This is a genomic window from Vagococcus entomophilus (genome assembly GCF_003987595.1).
In the GTDB taxonomy this organism is placed as follows: domain Bacteria; phylum Bacillota; class Bacilli; order Lactobacillales; family Vagococcaceae; genus Vagococcus_E; species Vagococcus_E entomophilus.
On sequence record NZ_NGJZ01000004.1, the window covers coordinates 19,743 to 40,937 of the forward strand.

Consider the following 21,195-nt stretch of genomic DNA (forward strand, 5'->3'; position numbering starts at 1 on the left):
TTTATGCTGAAACTGTTTTCCAATGAAAAACTAGTCTTTATCCATTATAAAACAAAAAAGCACTAATTTCGACCTTTACACGCTATTTTGATACAAATATGTAAATAACTTAACATAAATCACGTAATTATTAATAATTTATTTAAATAATTTCATAACTAAATGCATAATTACTCTAAATTTTTCAAATTTGCTCAAAAAAAGAATGTGAAATAGGAGTTTAACTCTTATCTCACATTCTTTTACTGCTTCGTTTTATATTTCTAATTCTAATTGAGGATTGTTTAATCTAGTCTTCTTATAGTGGAAGTACACAATGATGAAAAAGTTAAAGACAAGTGTTATTAGAATTAACACTACCATATCTTGATTGACAGACCCACCAATTGAAATACTATTTCTCAGAGCATCTATTCCGTAAGTCATTGGTAAATAAGGAGAAATATTTTGGTAAAGTTTGCCAGTTAGAACGATTGGATAAGTTCCAGACGAACCGCCCAATTGGAAGAGCATGAAGATCAGCATTAAGAACGATCCAACTTGTCCGCAAACAAGATTAAAGAAAGTAATAATGCTCATATAAGTCAAGGACTGTATGATTAGCACTAGTAACGTTGCCCAACTATGTACAGGATCTAAGCCATCAATCAAGATTAATGCTCCGTACATCAAGAATGCTTGCAAGATTCCAATCGATGCTAATACGGACATTTTACTTGCCCACCAAGCAACTGCTGAAGTTGGTTTTTTCTTCGGTTTTGCTGAACCAAACATCATATTAAGTGTCAACGCTCCTGTAAATAAAGCCACAGACATCATATAAGGTGCCATTCCTGTTCCGTTATTAGGTACTTTAGAGATTTCTTTTTGCTTTGTTACGACTGGTTCGGCAATCATTTTATACGTACCTGTACTACTCTTAACATCATTCACTTTTCCAGCAGCCTTAGCTAAGCTACTTTGTAAGGTATTCGTTCCATTTGTCACTTGACCGCTTGCAGCGCCAAGCTTACCTGAGCCGGCTGCTAATTGACTACTGCCGTCTGCTATTTTGGTTGCCCCATCAGAAAGCTTACTGGTTCCAGAAAGCAGTGCACTACTGTTATTAGTAAGCTGTGTCGCTCCAGAAGCAAGTGAAGCAGTTCCAGTTTTTAATGTATTGATTCCTGTAACTAAGCTTGGGATTTTGTCGTTTAACGTGCCTAATCCTGTCGCTAGTTTATCTGCCCCTGAAACAAGTGAATTAGATTTTGCTGTTAGTTGGGTGCTTCCATCGGCAAGTTTTGTTGATCCAGCTTGTAGTTTTGTTGCACCTGAAACAAGTGAACTAGACTTTGCTGTTAGTTGATTGCTTCCATCGGCAAGTTTTGTTGCGCCTGTTTGCAATTTCGTTGCACCTGCATACAGCGCGGGTAAGCCTGCTGTATTACTCGTACTTATTTGATTGACAGCTGATGCAACCTTATCCATGGCTGAGTTCAGCGATTCTGAACTATCATTTAACTGTGTCGCACCTGTACTGATTTTGCTGACTCCAGTGGTATAGGCTTGCACCCCTTTATTTAGTTCTGAAACGCTTGCTTGTAATTTTGCAAGCTCAGGTTGCAACTGCTCTGTTAGGTTGGTCATACCTTTGTTGAGGGCTTCAGAACTTGTGCTTAGTTGTTCACTCATTGCCACAAGCGTTGCGACATTTTTTTGAACCTCTGAAAATTGGCTAAACACCGTGCTCATTTGGGCACTAGCAGCTATTGCTTGTTCACTTGAAGCTTGCGCATCCGCTGTATACTTCATAACAGAAGCTGTATTTTTATCGACTTGTGTCGTATCAACATCAGAAGTTGTATTTGAAATTGCCGCAATTATTTCTTGCTGCTCTTGTGGAGACAAATTTTGATAGCTTGCTGTATTTTTTATTGCATTTACTGCCGATTCTTTTGCTTTTGCTTGTGTGGCTTTGGCGTCGGATTGTGCAGCGCTATTCAAGTTAGCAGCCGTAGTATTGGCCTCTTTGGCATTGGTTTGAACCGATTGAAGTTTTGTTTGTAAATCATTTAAGTTCGCTTGATTACTATTAATCGATTTTTCTAACGCCGCCAACTTTTCATTCAACGCGTTCATACCACTCGCATATTGCGTCGTCCCAGTTTCTAATGACTGAAATCCTTTTTGAAGTGTTCCACTTTGAGTCACAAGTTGGTTCACACCAGTTTCTAACGCGTTCATGCCAGCAGTAAGTTTTGTACTGTTTGTTGTTGCTTGGTTTAATCCTGCGGCAACTTGACCGACACCATTTGTATAAGTTTGTACACCTTTTACTAGCCCATTTTCATTAGATAACCCAGTATTTAAAGTATTCATTCCTGTTTGAAGTTTGTCCAGACCATTCGCTAGAGAAGTAACTCCTGGTGCGAGTTGCTGTACCCCGCTACCTATCGTCCCTACTCCATTTGTATAGGCTGTTGTCCCTTCAACTAAGCTTGTTGTTCCCGTTGCGAGTTGTCCAATTCCACTACCAAGTGTCCCTACTCCATTCGTGTAAGCTTTTGTTCCTGTTGCTAAACTGGTTGATCCTGTTGCAAGTTGACTAATGCCACTCGCTAAAGTCGGTGTTGCAGTTGCTAGAGAAGCCACCCCTTGATCTAATTTTTGACTTCCTGTCGCTACTTTTTCAACACCATCCACATACTTTCCTAGACCCACACTCAATGTGTTAGCCCCTTCAGCAAACGTCACGCTACTCGAGGATAACTTGTTTAGGTTTGTTGTAACCGTTTGTTGTCCTGCTCCAATCTTAGCAGAACCATCGGCCAATTTCTTTGCACCAGATGCTGCCTTTTCCATACCAGATCCGATTGTTTTAAATTGTGACAAGATACTCTTTGCATAAACTTGTGTCACTTGATTGGCCACTTTATCTTTCAAAGCTTTCGCACCTGAGCTTGAAAACTTAGAAGCGATAAAACTGAGTCCTTCACTTGTTTTATAATGAAGCGTCATTTTCTTTGGTTGATCATCAAGTAAGGTCGTAGCATTCTTTGAGAAATTTTTAGGAATGGTTAATACCATGTAGTATTTTCCATTTTTTATTCCTTCATTCCCTGTCTTTGAGCTAACAAAATGGAAATCCATGGCTCCACTTTTTTTCATGCTTTTTACCATATCTTTTCCGATAGCCATTGTTTTTCCATTGTATGTGACGGATTGATCTTTGTTTACAACAGCAACCGGTAATTGATCAATCTTCCCGTAAGGATCCCACATCGCTGTCAAAAATATAATATTATAAAGTGCTGGTATCAAAGCCACAGCAAGTAGCACCACAAGCATAAATTTATGCTTCAGTAATGATTTCCATTCTTCTTTTATCATGTATTTCCCTTCTTTATCTCCCGTATTCATTTGTACAATGTGTGTGCCAATCAGAAAAATTATATGTCGCTAATTTCTCTAGAAATAATTTTTCTGCTTCTAAAATTGTATTGATTGCGGACTGTTCTGCTTGGTCCGCGATTTCCTTGTCTGGGAAAATTTTTTGAGCTAAGTGATTGACGTGTAACACATGACGCTCACCTTCAACTGCTTTATAAATATCTAACAGCGTAATACTTTCTAGATTTTTTGCTAACGTAAAGCCTCCTTTTTTACCTGATTCCGAAACAATTAACCCAGATACAACCAATTTTCTCAATATTTTTTTCAAATATGAATCAGATACTCCTAGTAATCCACTCATATCAAAACTCTTGATTGGCTCCTTGTTTAAAGGAATGGATAAGATGAACAAAATACAAATAGCCTGTTCTATCCCATTTTTCAAGCGCATCTTTTCTCCCCCTCAACCATTTTTTTGAACAAGATTCATTGTGGATTATTTTTATCTATAAATATAATACAACTTTTGCTGAAATTTTCAACTATTTTTTCACAATAAACTATAAACTATAAGTTCCCATAAAAACAAAACCTCTAAAGAACAGACTTTAGAGGCTTTTGAAAAGTTTTTAATTTTTCTTAAAATGAACCGACAATTAACTCTTCTAATTGGTCTGGTGCATGCGTCATAAGCTCATAGCCCTCTTTTGTGACACGAACCGTATCGGAATGTCGGTAACCACCTTCTCCTTCAAAATAAATACCTGGTTCCACTGAAATGACCATATTTTCTTCTAACCTAGTTTCATTCCCTAGTGATAGAGTTGGTTCTTCATGATTATTAAGTCCAATCCCATGCCCTGGACGATGTAACAAGTACTTGTCCAATCCTTGCTCTTTGAAATAGTTCACAACTGCTGCTTCAAGCTCACACGCCTTCACACCTGGGCGAATCATGCTAAACATCAATTTGCGTGCCCCCATCATTTGTTCAAAATGCTGACGCTGGATTGCAGTCGGTTCTTTCGTGAAAAATGTCCGTTCACACTCAGAAGCATAGCCGCCGATTCTAAATACCGCTACATTGATGTTTGGTCCACCATCCACTGCGGCATCGCTAGCTGGTATACTATGTGGCATATGGCTGTAATCAGACGGCCATACTCCGTTTGTTAAACGATTCGTGATACTAAAGGTTTCTTTTAACATTTTTGGATCTAAAACTTTATAAGGTAAATTGTATAAATCAAGCACACCACTGCCAACTTTGGCCGCTTGCAACGTAGCGTTACACACTTTACTACTTGCATCTGCTGTAAGTTGAATTTGTTCAATTTCATACTCACTTTTCACCGCTCGTTGTTCTTTTACAATTGTATCAATTTCCCACGTAACGCTCTTTATCTTACGCTCAACCATCATTGGCAAGTTTTCTTCTGCCCCCACGATTGAAACGTCACTGAGAGCCTCTGTTAAAACTTCATACCAGTTTTCCCCTTTTTTGGCTGTTACATCAAAATAAGCATGCACCTCACAAGAGAAATAAGGAACATTTACATGCGTTTCTTCTAGTTTAGGTACAATAAAAACAGGTTCTTTTTCTGGAAAAATAATCAACAAAAAAGGACGTTGTTCAGGACTATAGTTAATATTGGTCAAATACCAGACATCATCTGGATCAGAAACTACATAAGCTTCGTATCCTTGTTTTTTTATTTGTTTTTGACATTTTTTTATTCGATTTTGCAACTCATTTTTTAATAATTCCACTTTTATTCCTTCTTTCATTTTCGATAGTCACCACCTTAACGCACCTCGAATTTAGTTTCAAATGTCTACGAGCAAAAAAACAAAAATTAAGAAATTCTTAAATTTCAGACATAACTGTGTCGCTCGAATTATTTACTTTTTTTATCCACGAACCCTTTAGCCGCAACATCCCTCGCAAATTACCTTCTTTTCTTTTAACTTTACCCACAGACTTAATTTAAAAGGATATTATTTGAACAAAATGATAGCTTTACTCCTCTTTTTTCACTTTATTTTTATTTAAATCGTCGCGAAATATTCTCAAGAGTATTCCCGAATTGAACGGACTAAGTGGAAAAAGAGCGGCTGGCTTAATTTCTCTACTAAAAAGTGTCTAAGCTATTTACTCAAACCCAAAAATATCAAATATCAAAAAATATAGGATACTAAAAACTTTGAGAAGAATACAATAGATTTCATTCTATACTAGCTATAAAGAATAAGTAAGGAGAGGATTCATAGCTATGAACAATAAGAGTTCATTATCAAAACAACCCCAATTTTTGGGAAACCGTATCCAAGAGTTTTATACTACTATTTTGAAGGAAAACATGAAAATATTCGTGTTAAAAAATTTTATTACGGACTTAGACCTAGCAATTAAGAAAGAAGCTAAAAATTTTATTTTTTTCAAATATGAAAAAAAAATAGCTGAATTACCAGAGTTTCGATTGACTAACGAACAGGTAGAACAGGCTTGGAAATATGCGGATCAATACTTAATGAGGATTCTTACCGAGAAATGTAACGGGCGATACACGGACATTGATTCGGTACAGAAACAACTAAATATAGCTCAAAAAAACTCTTTCCAGCTTCAAAAACAGGAATTTGTTAAAGTAATTCAGTCCCAAAGACTGCACAAGTCGATCAAACCTCATACGCTGAATAGCTTATTACAATTGTGTGAAAAAGAAGTAACCATTAGGAATGCACACTCATTTGTAGCCATTAAGGAGATAAAAAATATGGAACAGTTTTATTTTTTTGATCAAAAGGGCGTACACTTTCCTGAAAAAAATCTGAGTGAACTATTAGATCCTGAAGACAAAAAAATCAATCTCATTAATTCAAAAAAAGTTATGAACGATTCTATCCTTGTATATGGACTTGCTAAAAATAGAGATATGTTCTTGAACCACAAAGACAGGGTGGAAATGTTTTTGGATATGGGAGATAAGAACGAAGCTTTTGTTATAGATCAATATAATATGGCTCTTTTAAATGGTTTGAGTGGGAAAGAAGATATAGAGATTTTACTTGCTGAGAATAAAAAGAATTTTTTTAATATTGTAAAGAAGACGCCCGTTAAGAAGTTTAAAAACAAATTACCAGCTGAATCACAACATTGGAATTTGTGGAAGGGGTATCTCAATATTCTAGAAAAAAAGCCGAAATTTAACCCTGCTAATCTGGCTAACGAAATCAAGGCTAAATATTCAAGTACTCAACTCAAACGACCAAAACCGCATCTAGCTGAGGAACTTACTGATAGTATGATAAAGAAAGGGTGTAAGGCAGGGTTAGAGCTAGCAAAAGAAAAGACTGATTTAAAAATATGGTTTGTTTTAGATGGAATGGACTTGAATGCTGTGGCATTTAAAACAGGAAAGTTTAAAGAGTCCTTTACAGGCTCAGAATTACGCTATATCTACAGAAATAGATATTTATTAGAAAATAAAGTTGTTTTTTTCAAAGATCAAAAAGTTGTAACTGCCCCTTGGAAAGAACAACCTGATTTATGGAAACAATATGAGTGTTCTAGGAAAAAAAATCTAAATTTGTTGAAAGATAATGCGAGACAAAGCCAACAACAAGGACGAAAACAGAACACGTTGGAAGTAGATTTATGTAAATAATTGGATTTAACCAATGAATCTCTTTCGGTAGGTGAGGTTACCCTGTGAAACTAAAAAATGGACATATGCGACGCATTGCCTCTTAAACTGCCGAATGACCACTAAAATATAAATTATTTTTACTGATTATAGAATATAGAAAGGAATGGATCAATTGAACAGTATTCCAGCAAATAATGAATTTTCGTATTACGATGTCCAAAAAATAAATAAAAAAATTATAAAGAATCGGGGAATAGATTCCATTTTTATATCCAATCAAAAGTGGAATCGAGCATTAGTTAATGCGCAAGCTAAGTATGTGACTATAAGTGGTTTACTTAAGTCATCAAAAGAAGTAAAAAAAAATCCTATCTATATTGATTTCATCAGCCATACTGAGCAAATTTATTGCTCGGCCATCGAAAAAATGATGGCACGCTACGGACCTGAGAAAGATGTAAATATTCTAAACCAAGAATTACAAAAGACGATTAAGCTAATTGACCATTGCCAAAAAAAGATACACCTGATCAATAGCAAACACCTCACAACTCAAAAGAGAAAGCAAAAATCTGATGAATTATTTTTATAGCATTACAAAGACTGGATAATATAAAAAAAGGATTCGCATCAATAGACTATGTGAAATACACTGTAAAACCCTTGTATGCAACTGGATTCACGTACATACTAAAACGTTTTCTCGTATAATGTTGTGCACTGTCACTAGAAGCGCTTATATGAAAAATAATACACGACTAGCTTTTTAAAGTAGAAAAAGCCTTTTATTTTATCGATTTGTGAGAGTCTTAAAAGCTCTTTTCTTATCAAGAGCTAGTCCATTTTAAGCATAGTAATCAATTCATAACTCTATCATTTCATAGCCAAAATTCGTATCTGCTAACTCTATTTTTGCAAGACTGTCAAACCATAATCAGAAGCAATAACAGCACTATCTGTGATGTAAGATTTTATTGGTAGTACGTCAATAAAAAATAATCGTCTTTTTATTTTAAAGATTTAATCATTGAATATAAGTGATAATTTTTGTCTTTAGTAATTTTGGATAGTCAAGATAAGTTTCGTCAACCCATCCATAAGCTGATTCAATAAAAGAACTGTATTTAGAGAGCCTGTATGACTTAGCAACAAATAAAGAGTATCCATCATCTCTTTTTCGATATCTACGCTATTGTCTTCTTTAATAGTAGACATAAGGAAATTGAACGTGAAGAATTAAACCACCCTACTTTTTCTTCATTAAAAGAGGTAAAACTTGCTTGCTTTGAATATATCGAAGTTTGTCATAATCCCAAAAGACCTGTTTCAGCAATTGATAGGCTTTCTCCCAATCTAAAAGAAGAAATTTAGTGGCATCCCACTAAATTCCTTCTTTTTTCTGTCTTCTTTATTGACATCTATCCCATTTAGTTATTGCTCAACGAAGCCACTTTGTTTTAGTTTTTTTATATAAAAAATCATCTTTCATTATATCCTTTAAAAAAAGGTAAAATGAACGTTTAAAATCCTTAGGAACAGCCCCCTTAATCACAATTTTATCACCTGTTAGATTTTGCAAATCTACTATTTCAACTTTAAAAAGGTGCACTTGATTAAACAAGATACTACTATAATTCTTTACTGAAAGCAGTTCAAAACACTCATATTCGGATAATTCATAATACTTTGAAGTTTCACATAGATTTTCAATCATTTCATATGCTAATCTTCTATAATCCCCTGGGGTACTAACACCTGAGTAATACTCGGCATAAGTCAAAGTGACCTTTAGATGGGTATAAATGTAGCCATTTTTACCACAAGATAAGAAACTTATTATTGATTCTTCTATAGCTTTTTGATACGAATTCCGTAAATAGCCTTTAGACACTGCAGAAATAAAGAGATTATCTTCATTACTTTGTGGTTCGATTTTTAATTCCATTGTTGCAGCATATTTGTTACCTTTTTGATTAACCTTAACAAATAAGAGTTTACTGTCAACAATTCTTCTAACCTTTATATTGGAGTTTTCCAAAATAGCTACATCTAATCCATACTTATAAAAAAGATGTAGCCTGACCACATCTTCATGTGTTTTACCCAACAAATTAATAGACATTTCATCAAGTAGTTCATCATATTCAAATTGATAATTTGGCTCCTCAATACTTATCTCTAACAAAGCTCTATATAATTGATTTTTTGTGGCACAACCCTTTAATTTGACTTTGCACCTATACCCTTCAATAAATGTTGGTTTCGCTCCAATAACTTCGTAATTTTTAATCTCATCTCCTACAGAATAATGAGTTTCATAACTCTTTATTATCGCAATATTTCCTTTATCTATAGCTTTTGCATTTATTAGTTGATCCTTCACTTTTAGGTACAAGAATTTAATTTTATTCTTTTTCTTATTCTTTATTAATACATCATTAATTTGTAACTTTCCTTCATATATATAAATATATGTTAAGCACGCACCCATTTCATCAAATTCTTGTTTTATGACTTTCCCGTGGAAATAATCTGGCACTCTTTGTCCCCTCGTAACCTCTTCTTTTACTACCATTTCAAACAATGTAGCGATATTCTTATTTTTTAAAGCTGAACCTTCGATAAAGACCAATTTGCTTTCGTCCTTTTGATTATCACATTTATAGATCTCATTCTTTATCGTACTCAACATAGAAAGGTAGTCTATTCGGTCACACTTATTAATAAAAATAATTATTTTCACATCATTTGATCTTAGGGATTTTATTATCCTTTTAGTATGAGGTGTTACTCCTGAATCAACGGCTATTACCAAAATAGCAACATCAATAATACTTATAATCCTCATAACATCGGGAAAGAAATCATAATGACCTGGTGTATCTAAGATATTTATCAGTTTTCCATTTTTTTCAAAAGACAAGAGAGTTGTTGTTATCGTTATCCCTTTTTCTTTTTCAATTTGATTGTTATCAGCTATAGTCGTTCCTTTGTCAACACGTCCCGTAACTTGCTTTATACCTGCCTCTACACATATAGCCTCTGTCAAAGTAGTCTTACCTGCATCAACATTAGCAAAAATCCCCACATTCAATGTATTATTCATATTTAACTTCCCGAACTAGTGTATTTTTTTAAGTAATCATTCCATATAACATATGCACCAATAAAGTACAGTATAGAAAAGACTATTGTTTCATTTCTTTCAATAGAAAGTTTTATGTCACTAATTGCCGTAATTTCTTTTATATTTTTTTTAAAAAAGTTTCCTTCGTTAACCTTATAACACTTCTTTACATTATTTAATTCTATTGAATATTGATCCATATTTTTATGTCCTTTCATTACATTGAAAAATTCCATGTAATTGTTTGAGTAAACGCATCGCTTTTAATATTTGAAAGATTCTTTCTACCCTGTTATGTCTACAAAATTGTTTCGCTCTGAGTAACGAAAAGAACTTTCTAAAATTATTCTTAAACCTTTGGAAAACTTTGACTCATTCCCGAAGGAGCTGTTTTTGTTCAACTGACTATCTTAAGATCCAGAAAACGGGACATAAGTCGATTCTACTTATGTCCCATTTTTCACTATCCTATAAGCTTATTGAAGGTTTGTAGGCATACATTACTATTACTTAAAATTTATAAAAAGAATGTTAAATAATTCTTTTAATTAAAGTAGCATAAAAAGTCCACGGAATCAACCGAAAATTAATTTTTTTTTAATTTAAATGCCATGAAAATTTAATAAAATAACTAGTATGGTTAGGCCATACTAGTTTAAAAGTGTACTACTTTTTTAGAAATGAGCGATAACAAGCTCATTATTATAATGACAAATATCTTATTATTAAAATAAAAACACTTTATATAATTATAAATTTAGATATATTGATAATTTACATTGCTTATCAGAGCAAAACATTATAGTAGACATATTAGGCGATGTATAATAAGGTTACACTGTGATCTTATTTTAAAAGGAGGAAAAAATACTTTATGAAAAAAGATGTAAATGAAAACCTTACTAGCGATTGTTCAACGAATGATTGGCCTAAAATATCTGAAAATCTTTCAGAGATTGCAGTCGATTCATCCGATATTGAGTATAAGAATGTTCGTTCAAATTACATGCGTGTTGGCTCTCCAAAAATCATTTTAATGGCCAAAACTGTCAGTGATGTTAGAGAGGCAGTGCTCTATGCCAAAAATGTGAGGGAAACTTCAAAAACTTATGTTCCGTTTTCAATTAGAAGCGGCGGACATGGTATGACTACTGATTCTGTCAACGACGGAGGGATTATTTTAGACGTTTCCCAAATGAATGAAATACGGATGGTTGATGACAAAAAAGGCTTAGTTAGTGTTCAGGCAGGTGCTGTGTGGGGGGATGTTTCGGCGTTCTTATCAAAATATGACCGTGTTATTTCAAGTGGTGATTTTGGCGATACTGGTGTTGGAGGATTAGCCACTGCTGGAGGATTAGGTCTGTTAGTGCGTCAGAATGGACTAACGATTGATCATATAAAAGAAGCCACGGTTGTCACAGCTGATGGCCGTGTTCACTTAGCCAACAACCAAAAAAATAAAGAGTTATTTTGGGCTATTCGAGGTGGCATTTCAAATGTCGGAATTGTAACAGAATTTATCTTTGAAGCACCGAAACTTTTAGGTGAAAATACAGAAACGCAACAAATGCCGCTACCGGTTTATTTGCAAACTGTTCGTTATGAATCAAACAAACTTGGGGAATTTGTCAAAAATTGGGGAGATTGGATAAGAAAACTTCCTAATGAATTAACTAGTATCGCAATTATATCTAAAAATTACGAAAAAAATGATTTTTACGTAGATGTAATGAATTTATGGGCTGGAGACAATGAAAAAAAAGCGGATCCTATTTTTAAAAACGCATTAAATTTAGCTACAGTTATTCAGAGCGAGACAAACTTACTCTGCTATACTTCATTAATACCAACACCTCACGAAAAGCATCAAGCACAAGAAAGTAACCGTCCGCTTAATGTATTGGTGGATCAGCCTACAGAAACATTAGGTGACGCAATCACAAAAGTGTTTGATGACAAAAAAGTTGTTGCTGTAGAGTTACGATCATTGGGTGGCGCGGTAAGTACGGTGCCAGTAATGGAGACATCTTGGAGCGGAAGAAAAAAAGAAGCTTTTGTAGCTGTTTGGTTTGATACTAAAAATGTCCAAATTGCCCACAAGATTTTTGAACCAATCAGAAAATTGGGGACAGGCGCATATGGAGCCTATTCTTTTGATACAAGTCAAGATTTTGCCAATTTAACATGGCCAGAAGAAACAGGACAAGCCTTAAAAAAAATCAAAAAAAAATATGATCCAACCGAATTGTTTGATCAAGGCTTAACCATTATCTAAATTAATGATTTTTGATGGACGAACTCTCTAATAGCAGAAAAAAAGATCCTTTATTTTCTTTACTAATACAGTCTAGTTAAATAAAAAGAAACATTATAATATATTGTTATCTTTTCATCGCATCCCACGTTATATTTTTTTGTGGTCATTATTATTAATAAATAGAATGAAAAAAAGAATATTGTAGAGACTAAAGTTAAGAAGATAGGCAATATTCTTAGTGTAATTTCACCTAAAAATTTTGTTAAGTTTGATAGGCACTATAGTATCGAGCAGCTGTCAAAAAAATTTGTACTAATCTCAAGAGAGCAAATGACCATAACGAGGACGTAGATGATATGCTACATTCCCTTTATTAACAAAAAAACCTAAGACAAAAATTTTTGTCTTAGGTTTAATTTTTATTAACTCAACGATGCTTATCAAAAAAGCCGAGATTACATCTAGGTACACTATTTGTAGAAATGAAAATCATTTTATTATTTCTTGTAAGATTTGTAAAATTAAAGCACACATGAATTCGCAAGTGAAGGGATTTCCTTTCTTTACACACAATACATACAGTGAATAATGCGTTTGACTACCTATCTATGCACATCTGTATACTCATAATTAGCGGACTAAGTACTCGTCAAGTTCCTTTCGTTGCACTTTACTCTGGTTTTTCTTCTCTATCGTCTTCAGTAGTTTCTTATTTAGTTTCCGATTTACATCATATTTTTTCCATAGGCTAGGGTTTTCATGCCACGGAGCAGGAACAATTTTTTTGTCTTTGTAAAAAACAACTTGTCCCTCTAGATCCTCTCTATTTCTATAAATATAGCGTAACTCCGATCCTGTTATTGACTCTTTAAAGTCCCCACTTTTAAATACAATAGACTTAAAATCAATGGCGTCTAATACAAACCAAATTTTCAAATCATTTCTTTCTCTCGCAAGTTCTAACCCTAATTTACATCCTTTTTTAACAATCGTATTAGCAAGTTCTTCAGATAAATTAGGCTGAAAGTACTTTAATATTTGATCCGTATGCTTCATATATAAGTTATTCGCTATATTTTTAATATGGAATTTAGGGTGATTTTCCAAAGTATTCAAATAATCCTTCCACAAATCCCATGTTTGATTCATGGAATCAAACATGCCTAACCATTGATTAATCGGCATTTTTTTTACCGTCTCTATTAATTTACGCTTATTATCAAGGTGCACATTTCCCCAATTTTCTCCACTCAAACTGTTTATAAGTTCTATATTATAATTATCTATAAAATATGGTTTTTTTAAGGTACTAGCTAAGTCTGGGCTTTCTTTCAAAAAAAAATTTCGACTATCTCTCAAACCATATATTAATACTATTTCCCCATCTCCCATGTTATCAAAACCTTTCTATTATTCCATACAGATAATATCGTGAATTTTTGATAATTTTAGCTTATAAAAGTGCTGTTCGTACCCATTATGGAATTGATAAACTATTTAAAAAATAGTAACCTCAACAACAAACTATCAACCTTAGTCAGTGTCGTGAAAGCTTTATTTTCTATAAAGCTGTGACACGTACGGTTTTGTGTAAGTTTGTTTTATTTTGTTGATTAGATAGTTTTGTGTTTAAATTAGTGGCTCGAATATTCGCCTTTCCAATTTTAGACGTTAAACTATGTGGTTGAGCTTGAGAGCAAGTTATATTTGGAATTTTATTAAAACGCGCCCGATCGACCATTATTTTGGTATATTCCCTTTCAGCTGTAAGCATTTCAGCTCGTATTTGTTGTTGGTAACCGTTTTTTTGGTGTGACAATTTCGTTAATTTCTGAAATATTTTTTTAAACATGGATATCTCCCCTTTAACTATTTGTATACCATATACTATAGTTCATCTTAGAAAAGAAAATCCTCCATTTTTTTTACATTTCGGCAAATTTAGATACAAAATAGTTTGTAAGAATTGAATGTACAGGGGAAACCCATGATAAAAGTAAAGTATTTATTCATGTCCAAACATTATACGAAAGAATTTAACCAAACAATGGTAGATTTATACAACCGAAGTAAGAATACAGTCAATTATCTTTAAACGATCAATTTCCTCTTTTAGGGAGTAGACTATCTAACTTATTTTAACTGTTTTATAATAAATTTTTTCCATAATGAAATGCCTATACTAGAGGATTGCGAGCAACTTGTTCGCCTCTCTAGTATAAGTGTCTATTAAGTATGACATACAGCTCCTGTATCATTCATATAACTAATTTTTAAAAATCCTTGCGAATGTTTCTGCATCAATACTATCTATTTGTCTAAATTAGATCATTAATTCTCAGACACTTCTTCAAAATCTCTGTTACTCAAAACACAGGATTTCTCAATTAACCAAAAAAATATTCAACTTCCAGTTGCTGTTTTGTTTATGTTAAAATGTCTACATAAGTATATTTTTGTAACGTAAGGAGAAAATAAATTGAAAAAAAGAACTCTACTAGCCGCGAGCTGCTTTGCAATGATGACTGTGTTAGTTGGATGCTCCGGTCAAAGGGAAAAGGATAGTTTAAAAAAACAATTGTCTAGCACAGAAATGACGTCATTGACGATTGAAAAACATGAAAATAGCCTATTATCTCCCTATACAGATGAACAAATTGAATACGCTAGCGTTTGGCTATCTTTAGGTGTAAATCAACAGATTGATGAACTAAACGTACTCAGAATTCCAGCAGGAACCTTGATTAATCCCAATGATACTTCAAGTGCGGTCTATCCTGTCAATACAATTCAATTATGCGGGTCTCGTTTAATTGATGCTTCGGTTACATATTCTCGTAATAACGATGGAACAATTACCGTCTATAACGTCCCTCAAAGATGGGAAGCAAACTTACCAGAAGGGTTAGATAAGAATTATATGAAACAGTATACTCAATCTTTAATTGATAATGGTCAAATTAAACGGGTAGAAATGGGTGCTCCTGAAAATATCATCAAACTTATTAATATACAAATTATACATTAAATATAACAAAGTCTAATTACAATGTTATAAAAATATCCACCAATATAGGAAAATAAGAAAAAAAGATTGTTACCTAACGGTGCTTTCTACCTACTCCCTTGATAAGTTCAGTTTAAAACTGAGTTGCTAAAGTCCGCAGAGCTTTGTTACCTACCCTCTTGACTGTTCTAATCTTTTTCATAACAAGAGTTTACTGTTTTGTCATCTATCATCATTAAAATCGTAAGTTCGTTGACACTCAATAGCTCACAATTCGAATCACTTTCTTTTAAACATGTTACCTCACTATATTTTCCTCTGATGCATAATAAATTGATGTGCCACATATGATCACGCTAAGCTTATTACTACAAACATTTATAACCATTGTACAAATTAATAGCTAATACAACTAAAATGACCAATTGAAATATAACCGTCACTTTCTCAGTAGATAAAACCTTACTCAACTTTGCCCCAACAACTCCTCCCAAAATAGCCGCTGGAATGATATACCCTAACATTTTTAAATCATAGCGACCAAATCCGGTAGTAAATGCAATGGTCACCAATTTAGAAAACTGAGAGAAAAAGATTGTACAAATAGAGTACACCGTCGCCTCCTTAATAGGAAATGAAAATAGTAACATGAGCAAGGATACATTAATCGGTCCACCACCAATACCTAACGAACTAGCTAAGCAACCCAACACTAAACCACAAAAGAAAAAACTTTTCACATCATTCAAACGATAATTGGTCCAATCGTATTTCGTGTAAAAAAAAGCAAATAATAGCGTCACAATCGTTAAGCTAATCTGAATCAGCTGAACATTGCTTTCATTTTGAACCAACCTCAGTAACCATTCAAATAATTCATTCCCCAAAACACCCCCAATAATGGCTCCCACAGATACCCAGCTAACAATTTGCCAATTTAACTTACGTCCGCTACTCAACTGTCTGCCTGTGGAAACAAGTGACATGGTAAAAACTGCAGTAGCAGAATAAAAGGAGATAGTCGCTACGGAATGTGCGCCAATCAGATCAAAAATTGGTTTAATCAAGACGCCGCCACCCATACCCGAAACAGCTCCGACAGAGTTGGCCAGTACAATGACAATAAAATAAAGAATCCCAATCATTTTTGCACCCCCTCTAGCATCTCCATCAGCTCTTCGATTTTTGGTACAAACTCTTTTAATACGTGTTGGTAACCACAAAAGTCCCTTTGATCTAGATACATTGCATCTTTCATCCGCTTGCAACCACCTCTACAGATTTTGTGAAAAGAACACTGCATACATTTCTTTGGTAGCGTCGTGCGTTCGCAAAGAAACTGTTGCGAAATATCTTGCTTAAACAAAGCTCTCAATGTCTGCTCTTGAATGTAACCCATTCGGTATTCATCTAAAACATAAAAATCACATGGATAGACGCTATCATCTGCTTCAATAACATATTGGATCTGACAGTTTCCTAGTATACCACAGGCAGTCACTTGGCGGCGAACAAGTAAATTCAATATATCGTCAAATAACTTAATACTGATATAGTTTCCCTGCTTTAACTCCTCCAACCACAATTGGAAGAGTTGATGATAAAAACCAAAAAAACGTTTTGGGGTCAAGGCATAACGATTTCTCTTCAAGGCATTTAACTCATCCAAACAGGGAATAAATTGAATGTAGCGAATTTGTTGTTCCTTAAGAAAACGAAAAACTTTTTTGGCTTCTTTGGCCAGTGGGTTGGTCAAGACGCAGAGAATATTATACTCAATCTCGTAAGTATCAAATAATTTTTTTGTGTGTAGAACCCGTTGAAATGTCCCTCTACCTTTTGGATCAATTCGATTCAAATCATGATAAAGAGGGTGTCCATCAATGGACAACCCCACTAAAAATTGATGTTTTTTAAAAAATGTACACCACTTATGATTGATGATTATGCCATTCGTTTGAATCGCATAATGGATTTGAACTTTTTTACTTTGGCTTTCAACCAACGCAACTACCATTTTAAAATAGTTTAGCCCTGCAAGCGTCGGCTCCCCACCTTGAAACGCAATAGTAAGTTCATCTCCATCTTCCAAATCAACGAAAATATTGGCAATCATTTTCTCTGCAATGTCTTCTTTCATCTTGCCAAAAGAGCGCACTTCCCTAAGTGAGCTTACATTGGAATAAAAACAGTATTTACAACGAATATTGCACAGTGACGATGCCGGCTTAACCAATATTGAGATATGTTTCATTGTACGTCTTGATGCCACCTTTTCTCTTCATTTTACCTCTTATCACGTTTCATTGGAACAAAGTCCGTCGTTTCCATATAAAATTGACCCACGCGTTCTTTCATTTGTTGAATAATCTTTTGATATTCCTCTTTCACTACTAAATTGTCAATCTCCAGTGGATCTTGTTCCAAATCATATAACTCATCCAGTTCGTATAAGCGCATCACGTACTTATATTTTCCCATTTTACACATCACTGCTTTGCTGTGCTCAGGGCCTTCACTACATTGTGTTGCTAATCTAGGCCAGTACGGAGAATCCGGACCATGACCTTCTTCCATGGCTTGTTTTTCGCCATGAATCCGACCCCCTTCACAAAAAACAGCATCTTTATGCACCTCATCGCCCGCAACTGCATGTAGTACTGATTGACCAAATTGAGTATAAGAGAGTTTACTATTAGCCAGCTCAGCGATCGTTGCTGGTAAATCTACCAGTTCAACTTGAGCTTGTGAGATTCTTGGTTCGACTTTTATTCCTTTTGCTGGTTTAATCAGCAAGGGAACATTGGAAATAGGCTCTTCAAAACAATTTTGAACTTTTTCAGTAATGGTATAATCTCCCGTATAATCTCCATGATCACTAAAGACAATCAAACTCGTATCATCATAGAGATTTGTTTCAAGCAGTTTGTTTTTGATTAAGCCAAATTGGAAATCAAAACGCGAAACCATCGCTAAATAGGTGGCTCTGAGTTCATCAAACCGGTCTTCTGACCAATTATTTAGGTTTTGCTTTTCATTGATTCCATAGAGCATGGATGCTTTATTAGGAACATCTTTGATGTTTGGTCGACGTTTTGGTAATAGGTTTCGATCAATACTAGAGTACCAAGGATCTTCACAGGCATAAGGTGGATGAGGAAAAGAAAGTGTACAGTAAACAAAGAACGGTTTGTCGGTTTTTTCTTTCCTTCTTCTATCAATGTATTCTAGTGTCTTTTCTACACAATTCCAATCTGCTTTCCCATATCCTTCACCGTCTGGTAATTTTCCCATATAAAAAGAATAATAATTGTCTCCTGAAAGCATTTTTTCATATAATTTTTTTGTATCTTCATTGTGATGCGCCGCGTGATTAAAACTGCCACTGATGCAATCCCGGGTATTTTCATCCGTAATGCCATCGTAATACTCATCACAATAATCCGTTTTAGCACGATTACTCGGAACGACATCATTTCTGCCAATCCAAATCACCTCATAGCCGTTTCGCTTCATTTCTTTTAAAATATTAGGTTCGTCTTCTCTTTGCAAATAATGCATCGTGCGATGACCGTTTACATGAGGATAAAATCCGGTTAAAAAACTATTTCTTGATGGAACACACACTGGATTTTGACAGTACGCATTTTCAAAAGATACGCCTTCTTCTAACAGACTATCTAAATTTGGTGTGATAGAAGCGGGGTTGCCCATATGTGCAAGTGAGTCACGCCTCATTTGATCTGCTACAAATAATAAAATATTTTTTTTCATCATTTCTTCCTCCTAAACAATAATCGTCAGTAAATTTTCATTTCTATCCACAAATTCTTTGTCTGTTCCAAGAACTTCTAAATACTCCTTTGAATTTGAAATCACAATCGGGGTTATCAACGAGTAGCCCGCTTCATTCAAAGCCTCCATGTCAAACTCAAGCAGCAACTGCCCCTTTGTCACTCGGTCTCCTTGCTTAATTTTAGGCTCAAAGTTTTCTCCACGTAAATTGACTGTATCCATACCAATGTGAATAAGTAGCTCCACCCCCATGTCTGAGGTCAAACCCAGTGCATGATAGCTTGGAAACAATGTCGTCACGATCCCATCGACAGGCGCGTAGACTCTGCCTTCTCTAGGTAAAATCGCAACCCCCTTACCCAATACTTCTGTTGAAAAGGCTGTATCCTCAACTTCTTTTAAAGAAATCACCTTTCCTTTAATTGGCGAAACCATCTCATAAAGAACCGTTTGCCCTACTTTTTTATTTGGAATCATTTGATTGGCTTCATCGCTCTTTGTTGTTGCTGGATCCTTAAATGTTTCTTCATCTATTTTCGGATCATAGGAATACAGATACGTGATCAAAAAACCCAAGACAAAGGCAACAACACTGGCCAATGAAAAGCCGATAAAACTATTATCAATTCCAACTTCAGGATTGATGTAACGTGGGAGTGCAAAAATCCCTGTCCCACCGTTAATGAACACACGTGTCTTAAACAACCCCATGATTCCGCCTGCAATCCCTACTGCTACAGACGTTGTATAAAACACTTTTTTTCGAGGCAGCGTAACTCCATATAAAGCGGGCTCTGTAATTCCAAAAAAGGCAGAAAGAAACGCAGGAAAGGCAATCTCTTTTAACTTGCTATTTTTAGTTTTAAAAAAAACGGCTAGCGTAACTCCTGCCATCGCAATTGGCGTTGTCGCACCCGACATCATTACAATATCATAGCCAAGGGTCGCAAAATTATTCAACGCAATCGGAATAAACCCCCAGTGTAGCCCTAACATAATAAAAATTTGCCAAAAACCACCAATTACAATCCCTGCAAGGACTGGACTAAAATAATAAGCCGCCGATAAGCTCTTGCCTAAAAATAAGCCTAACCAAGTAGTAATAGGTCCTACTATTAAAAATATAATTGGTACAGTAAGCATTAGTGTCAAAAAAGAAACAAAGAAGCTTCGCACCGAACGAGGTAATATACGCGAAAAAAATAGTTCAAATTTTGTAGCGAGGTAGGATGCTGCAATAATCGGAATTACACTTGATGTATAATTCATTAATATAATAGGAATCCCTAAAAAAGTTAAATGAATGGGGGAAGCAATGATTGAACCTTTAAATAAAGTATACAAAACAGTCTCACTCCCATTTGCTGCCACAATAGTGGGATAAACAAGTGCTGCCCCAATCGCCATCCCAATAAAAGGCTTGCCACCAAACTTTTTCGAAGCCGTATAGCCTAAAAATAGTGGGAAAAAGTAAAACAGCCCATCACCTGTTGCATTTAGAATCAAATAGGTCCCAGATTCCTTATCCAGTACGCCCATTGCCATCACCAAAGCCAGCAAACCTTTAATCATCCCTGATGCCATTAAAACACTCATTACAGGTGTAAATATCGCAGACACATTATCGATAAATATATTGAAAAGCCCCTTTGGCTTTTCTTCTGCCACAACCTCGTTTGCCTCAATACCGGTAATTGCTACAAATTCCTTGTACACTTCTGCAACATGACTTCCAATCACTACCTGATACTGCCCGCCACTTTGCACAACGGTTACCACACCAGTCAGCTTTTTGATTTCTTCTGTCTTTGCTTGCGTTTCATCTTTTAGCTTGAACCTTAAGCGCGTCATACAGTGAGTTACTCTCACTATGTTTTTCTTCCCTCCAATATTTGCCAATAGTTGCTCAATCAATTCTTGATAATGCATCTTCCTCTTCCTTTCTTTTGCATCTTATAAAATAAAAAGCAAGCCCGAACAA

The 21,195-nt window shown here is 34.9% G+C and carries 15 protein-coding genes; 5 read left to right on the top strand and 10 right to left on the bottom strand.

All coding sequences use genetic code 11. The features are described 5' to 3' along the window. Positions 1 to 255: 255 nt before the first annotated feature. The 3 genes from CBF30_RS10475 to CBF30_RS10485 all read right to left on the bottom strand — a co-directional run bounded on the left by CBF30_RS10475 (position 256) and on the right by CBF30_RS10485 (position 5,145). Positions 256 to 3,372 carry a YhgE/Pip domain-containing protein gene (locus CBF30_RS10475; protein WP_170169009.1) on the bottom strand — a complete coding sequence of 1,039 codons (3,117 nt, stop codon included), beginning with the start codon at positions 3,370 to 3,372 and terminating at the stop codon, positions 256 to 258. Positions 3,373 to 3,385: 13 nt separating this feature from the next. Continuing rightward, positions 3,386 to 3,826, bottom strand: coding sequence for an Rrf2 family transcriptional regulator (locus CBF30_RS10480; protein ID WP_126826450.1), 441 nt, complete (start codon positions 3,824 to 3,826; stop codon positions 3,386 to 3,388). A gap of 188 nt (positions 3,827 to 4,014) precedes the next feature. Beyond that, positions 4,015 to 5,145 carry a M24 family metallopeptidase gene (locus tag CBF30_RS10485; RefSeq protein ID WP_126826453.1) on the bottom strand — a complete coding sequence of 377 codons (1,131 nt, stop codon included), beginning with the start codon at positions 5,143 to 5,145 and terminating at the stop codon, positions 4,015 to 4,017. Positions 5,146 to 5,648: 503 nt separating this feature from the next. Between CBF30_RS10485 and CBF30_RS10490 the strand changes: the two genes are divergently transcribed. The 3 genes from CBF30_RS10490 to CBF30_RS12190 all read left to right on the top strand — a co-directional run bounded on the left by CBF30_RS10490 (position 5,649) and on the right by CBF30_RS12190 (position 8,396). Next, on the top strand, positions 5,649 to 7,043 hold the full coding sequence (locus CBF30_RS10490) for a hypothetical protein (RefSeq protein WP_148112261.1): 1,395 nt from the start codon (positions 5,649 to 5,651) through the stop codon (positions 7,041 to 7,043). A 145-nt stretch (positions 7,044 to 7,188) separates the two neighbouring features. After that, the gene (locus tag CBF30_RS10495) at positions 7,189 to 7,617 is read left to right on the top strand and encodes a hypothetical protein (protein ID WP_148112262.1); all 429 of its coding nucleotides are present in this window, start codon (positions 7,189 to 7,191) and stop codon (positions 7,615 to 7,617) included. A gap of 599 nt (positions 7,618 to 8,216) precedes the next feature. Further along, positions 8,217 to 8,396: an IS3 family transposase gene (locus CBF30_RS12190; RefSeq protein ID WP_390221326.1), complete on the top strand. Its 180-nt coding sequence runs from the start codon at positions 8,217 to 8,219 to the stop codon at positions 8,394 to 8,396. 67 nt (positions 8,397 to 8,463) lie between these two features. Here CBF30_RS12190 and CBF30_RS10505 read toward each other — a convergent pair whose 3' ends face one another. Continuing rightward, positions 8,464 to 10,131, bottom strand: coding sequence for a GTP-binding protein (locus tag CBF30_RS10505; RefSeq protein WP_126826463.1), 1,668 nt, complete (start codon positions 10,129 to 10,131; stop codon positions 8,464 to 8,466). Positions 10,132 to 11,026: 895 nt separating this feature from the next. Here CBF30_RS10505 and CBF30_RS10510 point away from each other — a divergent pair. Further along, positions 11,027 to 12,430 (top strand): FAD-binding oxidoreductase, encoded by a 1,404-nt coding sequence (locus tag CBF30_RS10510; protein WP_126826466.1) that lies wholly within the window; start codon positions 11,027 to 11,029, stop codon positions 12,428 to 12,430. A 612-nt stretch (positions 12,431 to 13,042) separates the two neighbouring features. Here CBF30_RS10510 and CBF30_RS10515 read toward each other — a convergent pair. Together CBF30_RS10515 and CBF30_RS10520 are read right to left on the bottom strand one after the other, a co-directional pair. Continuing rightward, positions 13,043 to 13,804, bottom strand: a complete 762-nt coding sequence (locus CBF30_RS10515; protein WP_126826469.1) for a hypothetical protein — start codon at positions 13,802 to 13,804, stop codon at positions 13,043 to 13,045. Positions 13,805 to 13,973: 169 nt separating this feature from the next. Beyond that, positions 13,974 to 14,264, bottom strand: coding sequence for a hypothetical protein (locus CBF30_RS10520; protein WP_126826473.1), 291 nt, complete (start codon positions 14,262 to 14,264; stop codon positions 13,974 to 13,976). A gap of 627 nt (positions 14,265 to 14,891) precedes the next feature. Here CBF30_RS10520 and CBF30_RS10525 point away from each other — a divergent pair. Next, a complete protein-coding gene (locus CBF30_RS10525) occupies positions 14,892 to 15,440 on the top strand; it encodes a hypothetical protein (RefSeq protein WP_126826476.1) in 549 nt (182 codons plus the stop codon). A 347-nt stretch (positions 15,441 to 15,787) separates the two neighbouring features. Here the strand turns inward: CBF30_RS10525 and CBF30_RS10530 are convergent, their stop codons facing one another. From CBF30_RS10530 to CBF30_RS10545, 4 genes are read right to left on the bottom strand one after another with little or no spacing between them, the layout of a single operon-like run. Further along, on the bottom strand, positions 15,788 to 16,564 hold the full coding sequence (locus tag CBF30_RS10530) for a sulfite exporter TauE/SafE family protein (protein WP_126826479.1): 777 nt from the start codon (positions 16,562 to 16,564) through the stop codon (positions 15,788 to 15,790). Beyond that, entirely contained in the window at positions 16,561 to 17,673 is a 1,113-nt protein-coding gene (locus CBF30_RS10535; protein ID WP_126826482.1) for a radical SAM/SPASM domain-containing protein, read from the bottom strand. Before CBF30_RS10535 ends, CBF30_RS10530 begins: the two co-directional genes overlap by 4 nt. A gap of 32 nt (positions 17,674 to 17,705) precedes the next feature. Next, positions 17,706 to 19,193 carry a sulfatase family protein gene (locus tag CBF30_RS10540; RefSeq protein WP_126826486.1) on the bottom strand — a complete coding sequence of 496 codons (1,488 nt, stop codon included), beginning with the start codon at positions 19,191 to 19,193 and terminating at the stop codon, positions 17,706 to 17,708. A gap of 12 nt (positions 19,194 to 19,205) precedes the next feature. Further along, entirely contained in the window at positions 19,206 to 21,143 is a 1,938-nt protein-coding gene (locus tag CBF30_RS10545; RefSeq protein WP_126826489.1) for a beta-glucoside-specific PTS transporter subunit IIABC, read from the bottom strand. Positions 21,144 to 21,195 lie beyond the last annotated feature (52 nt).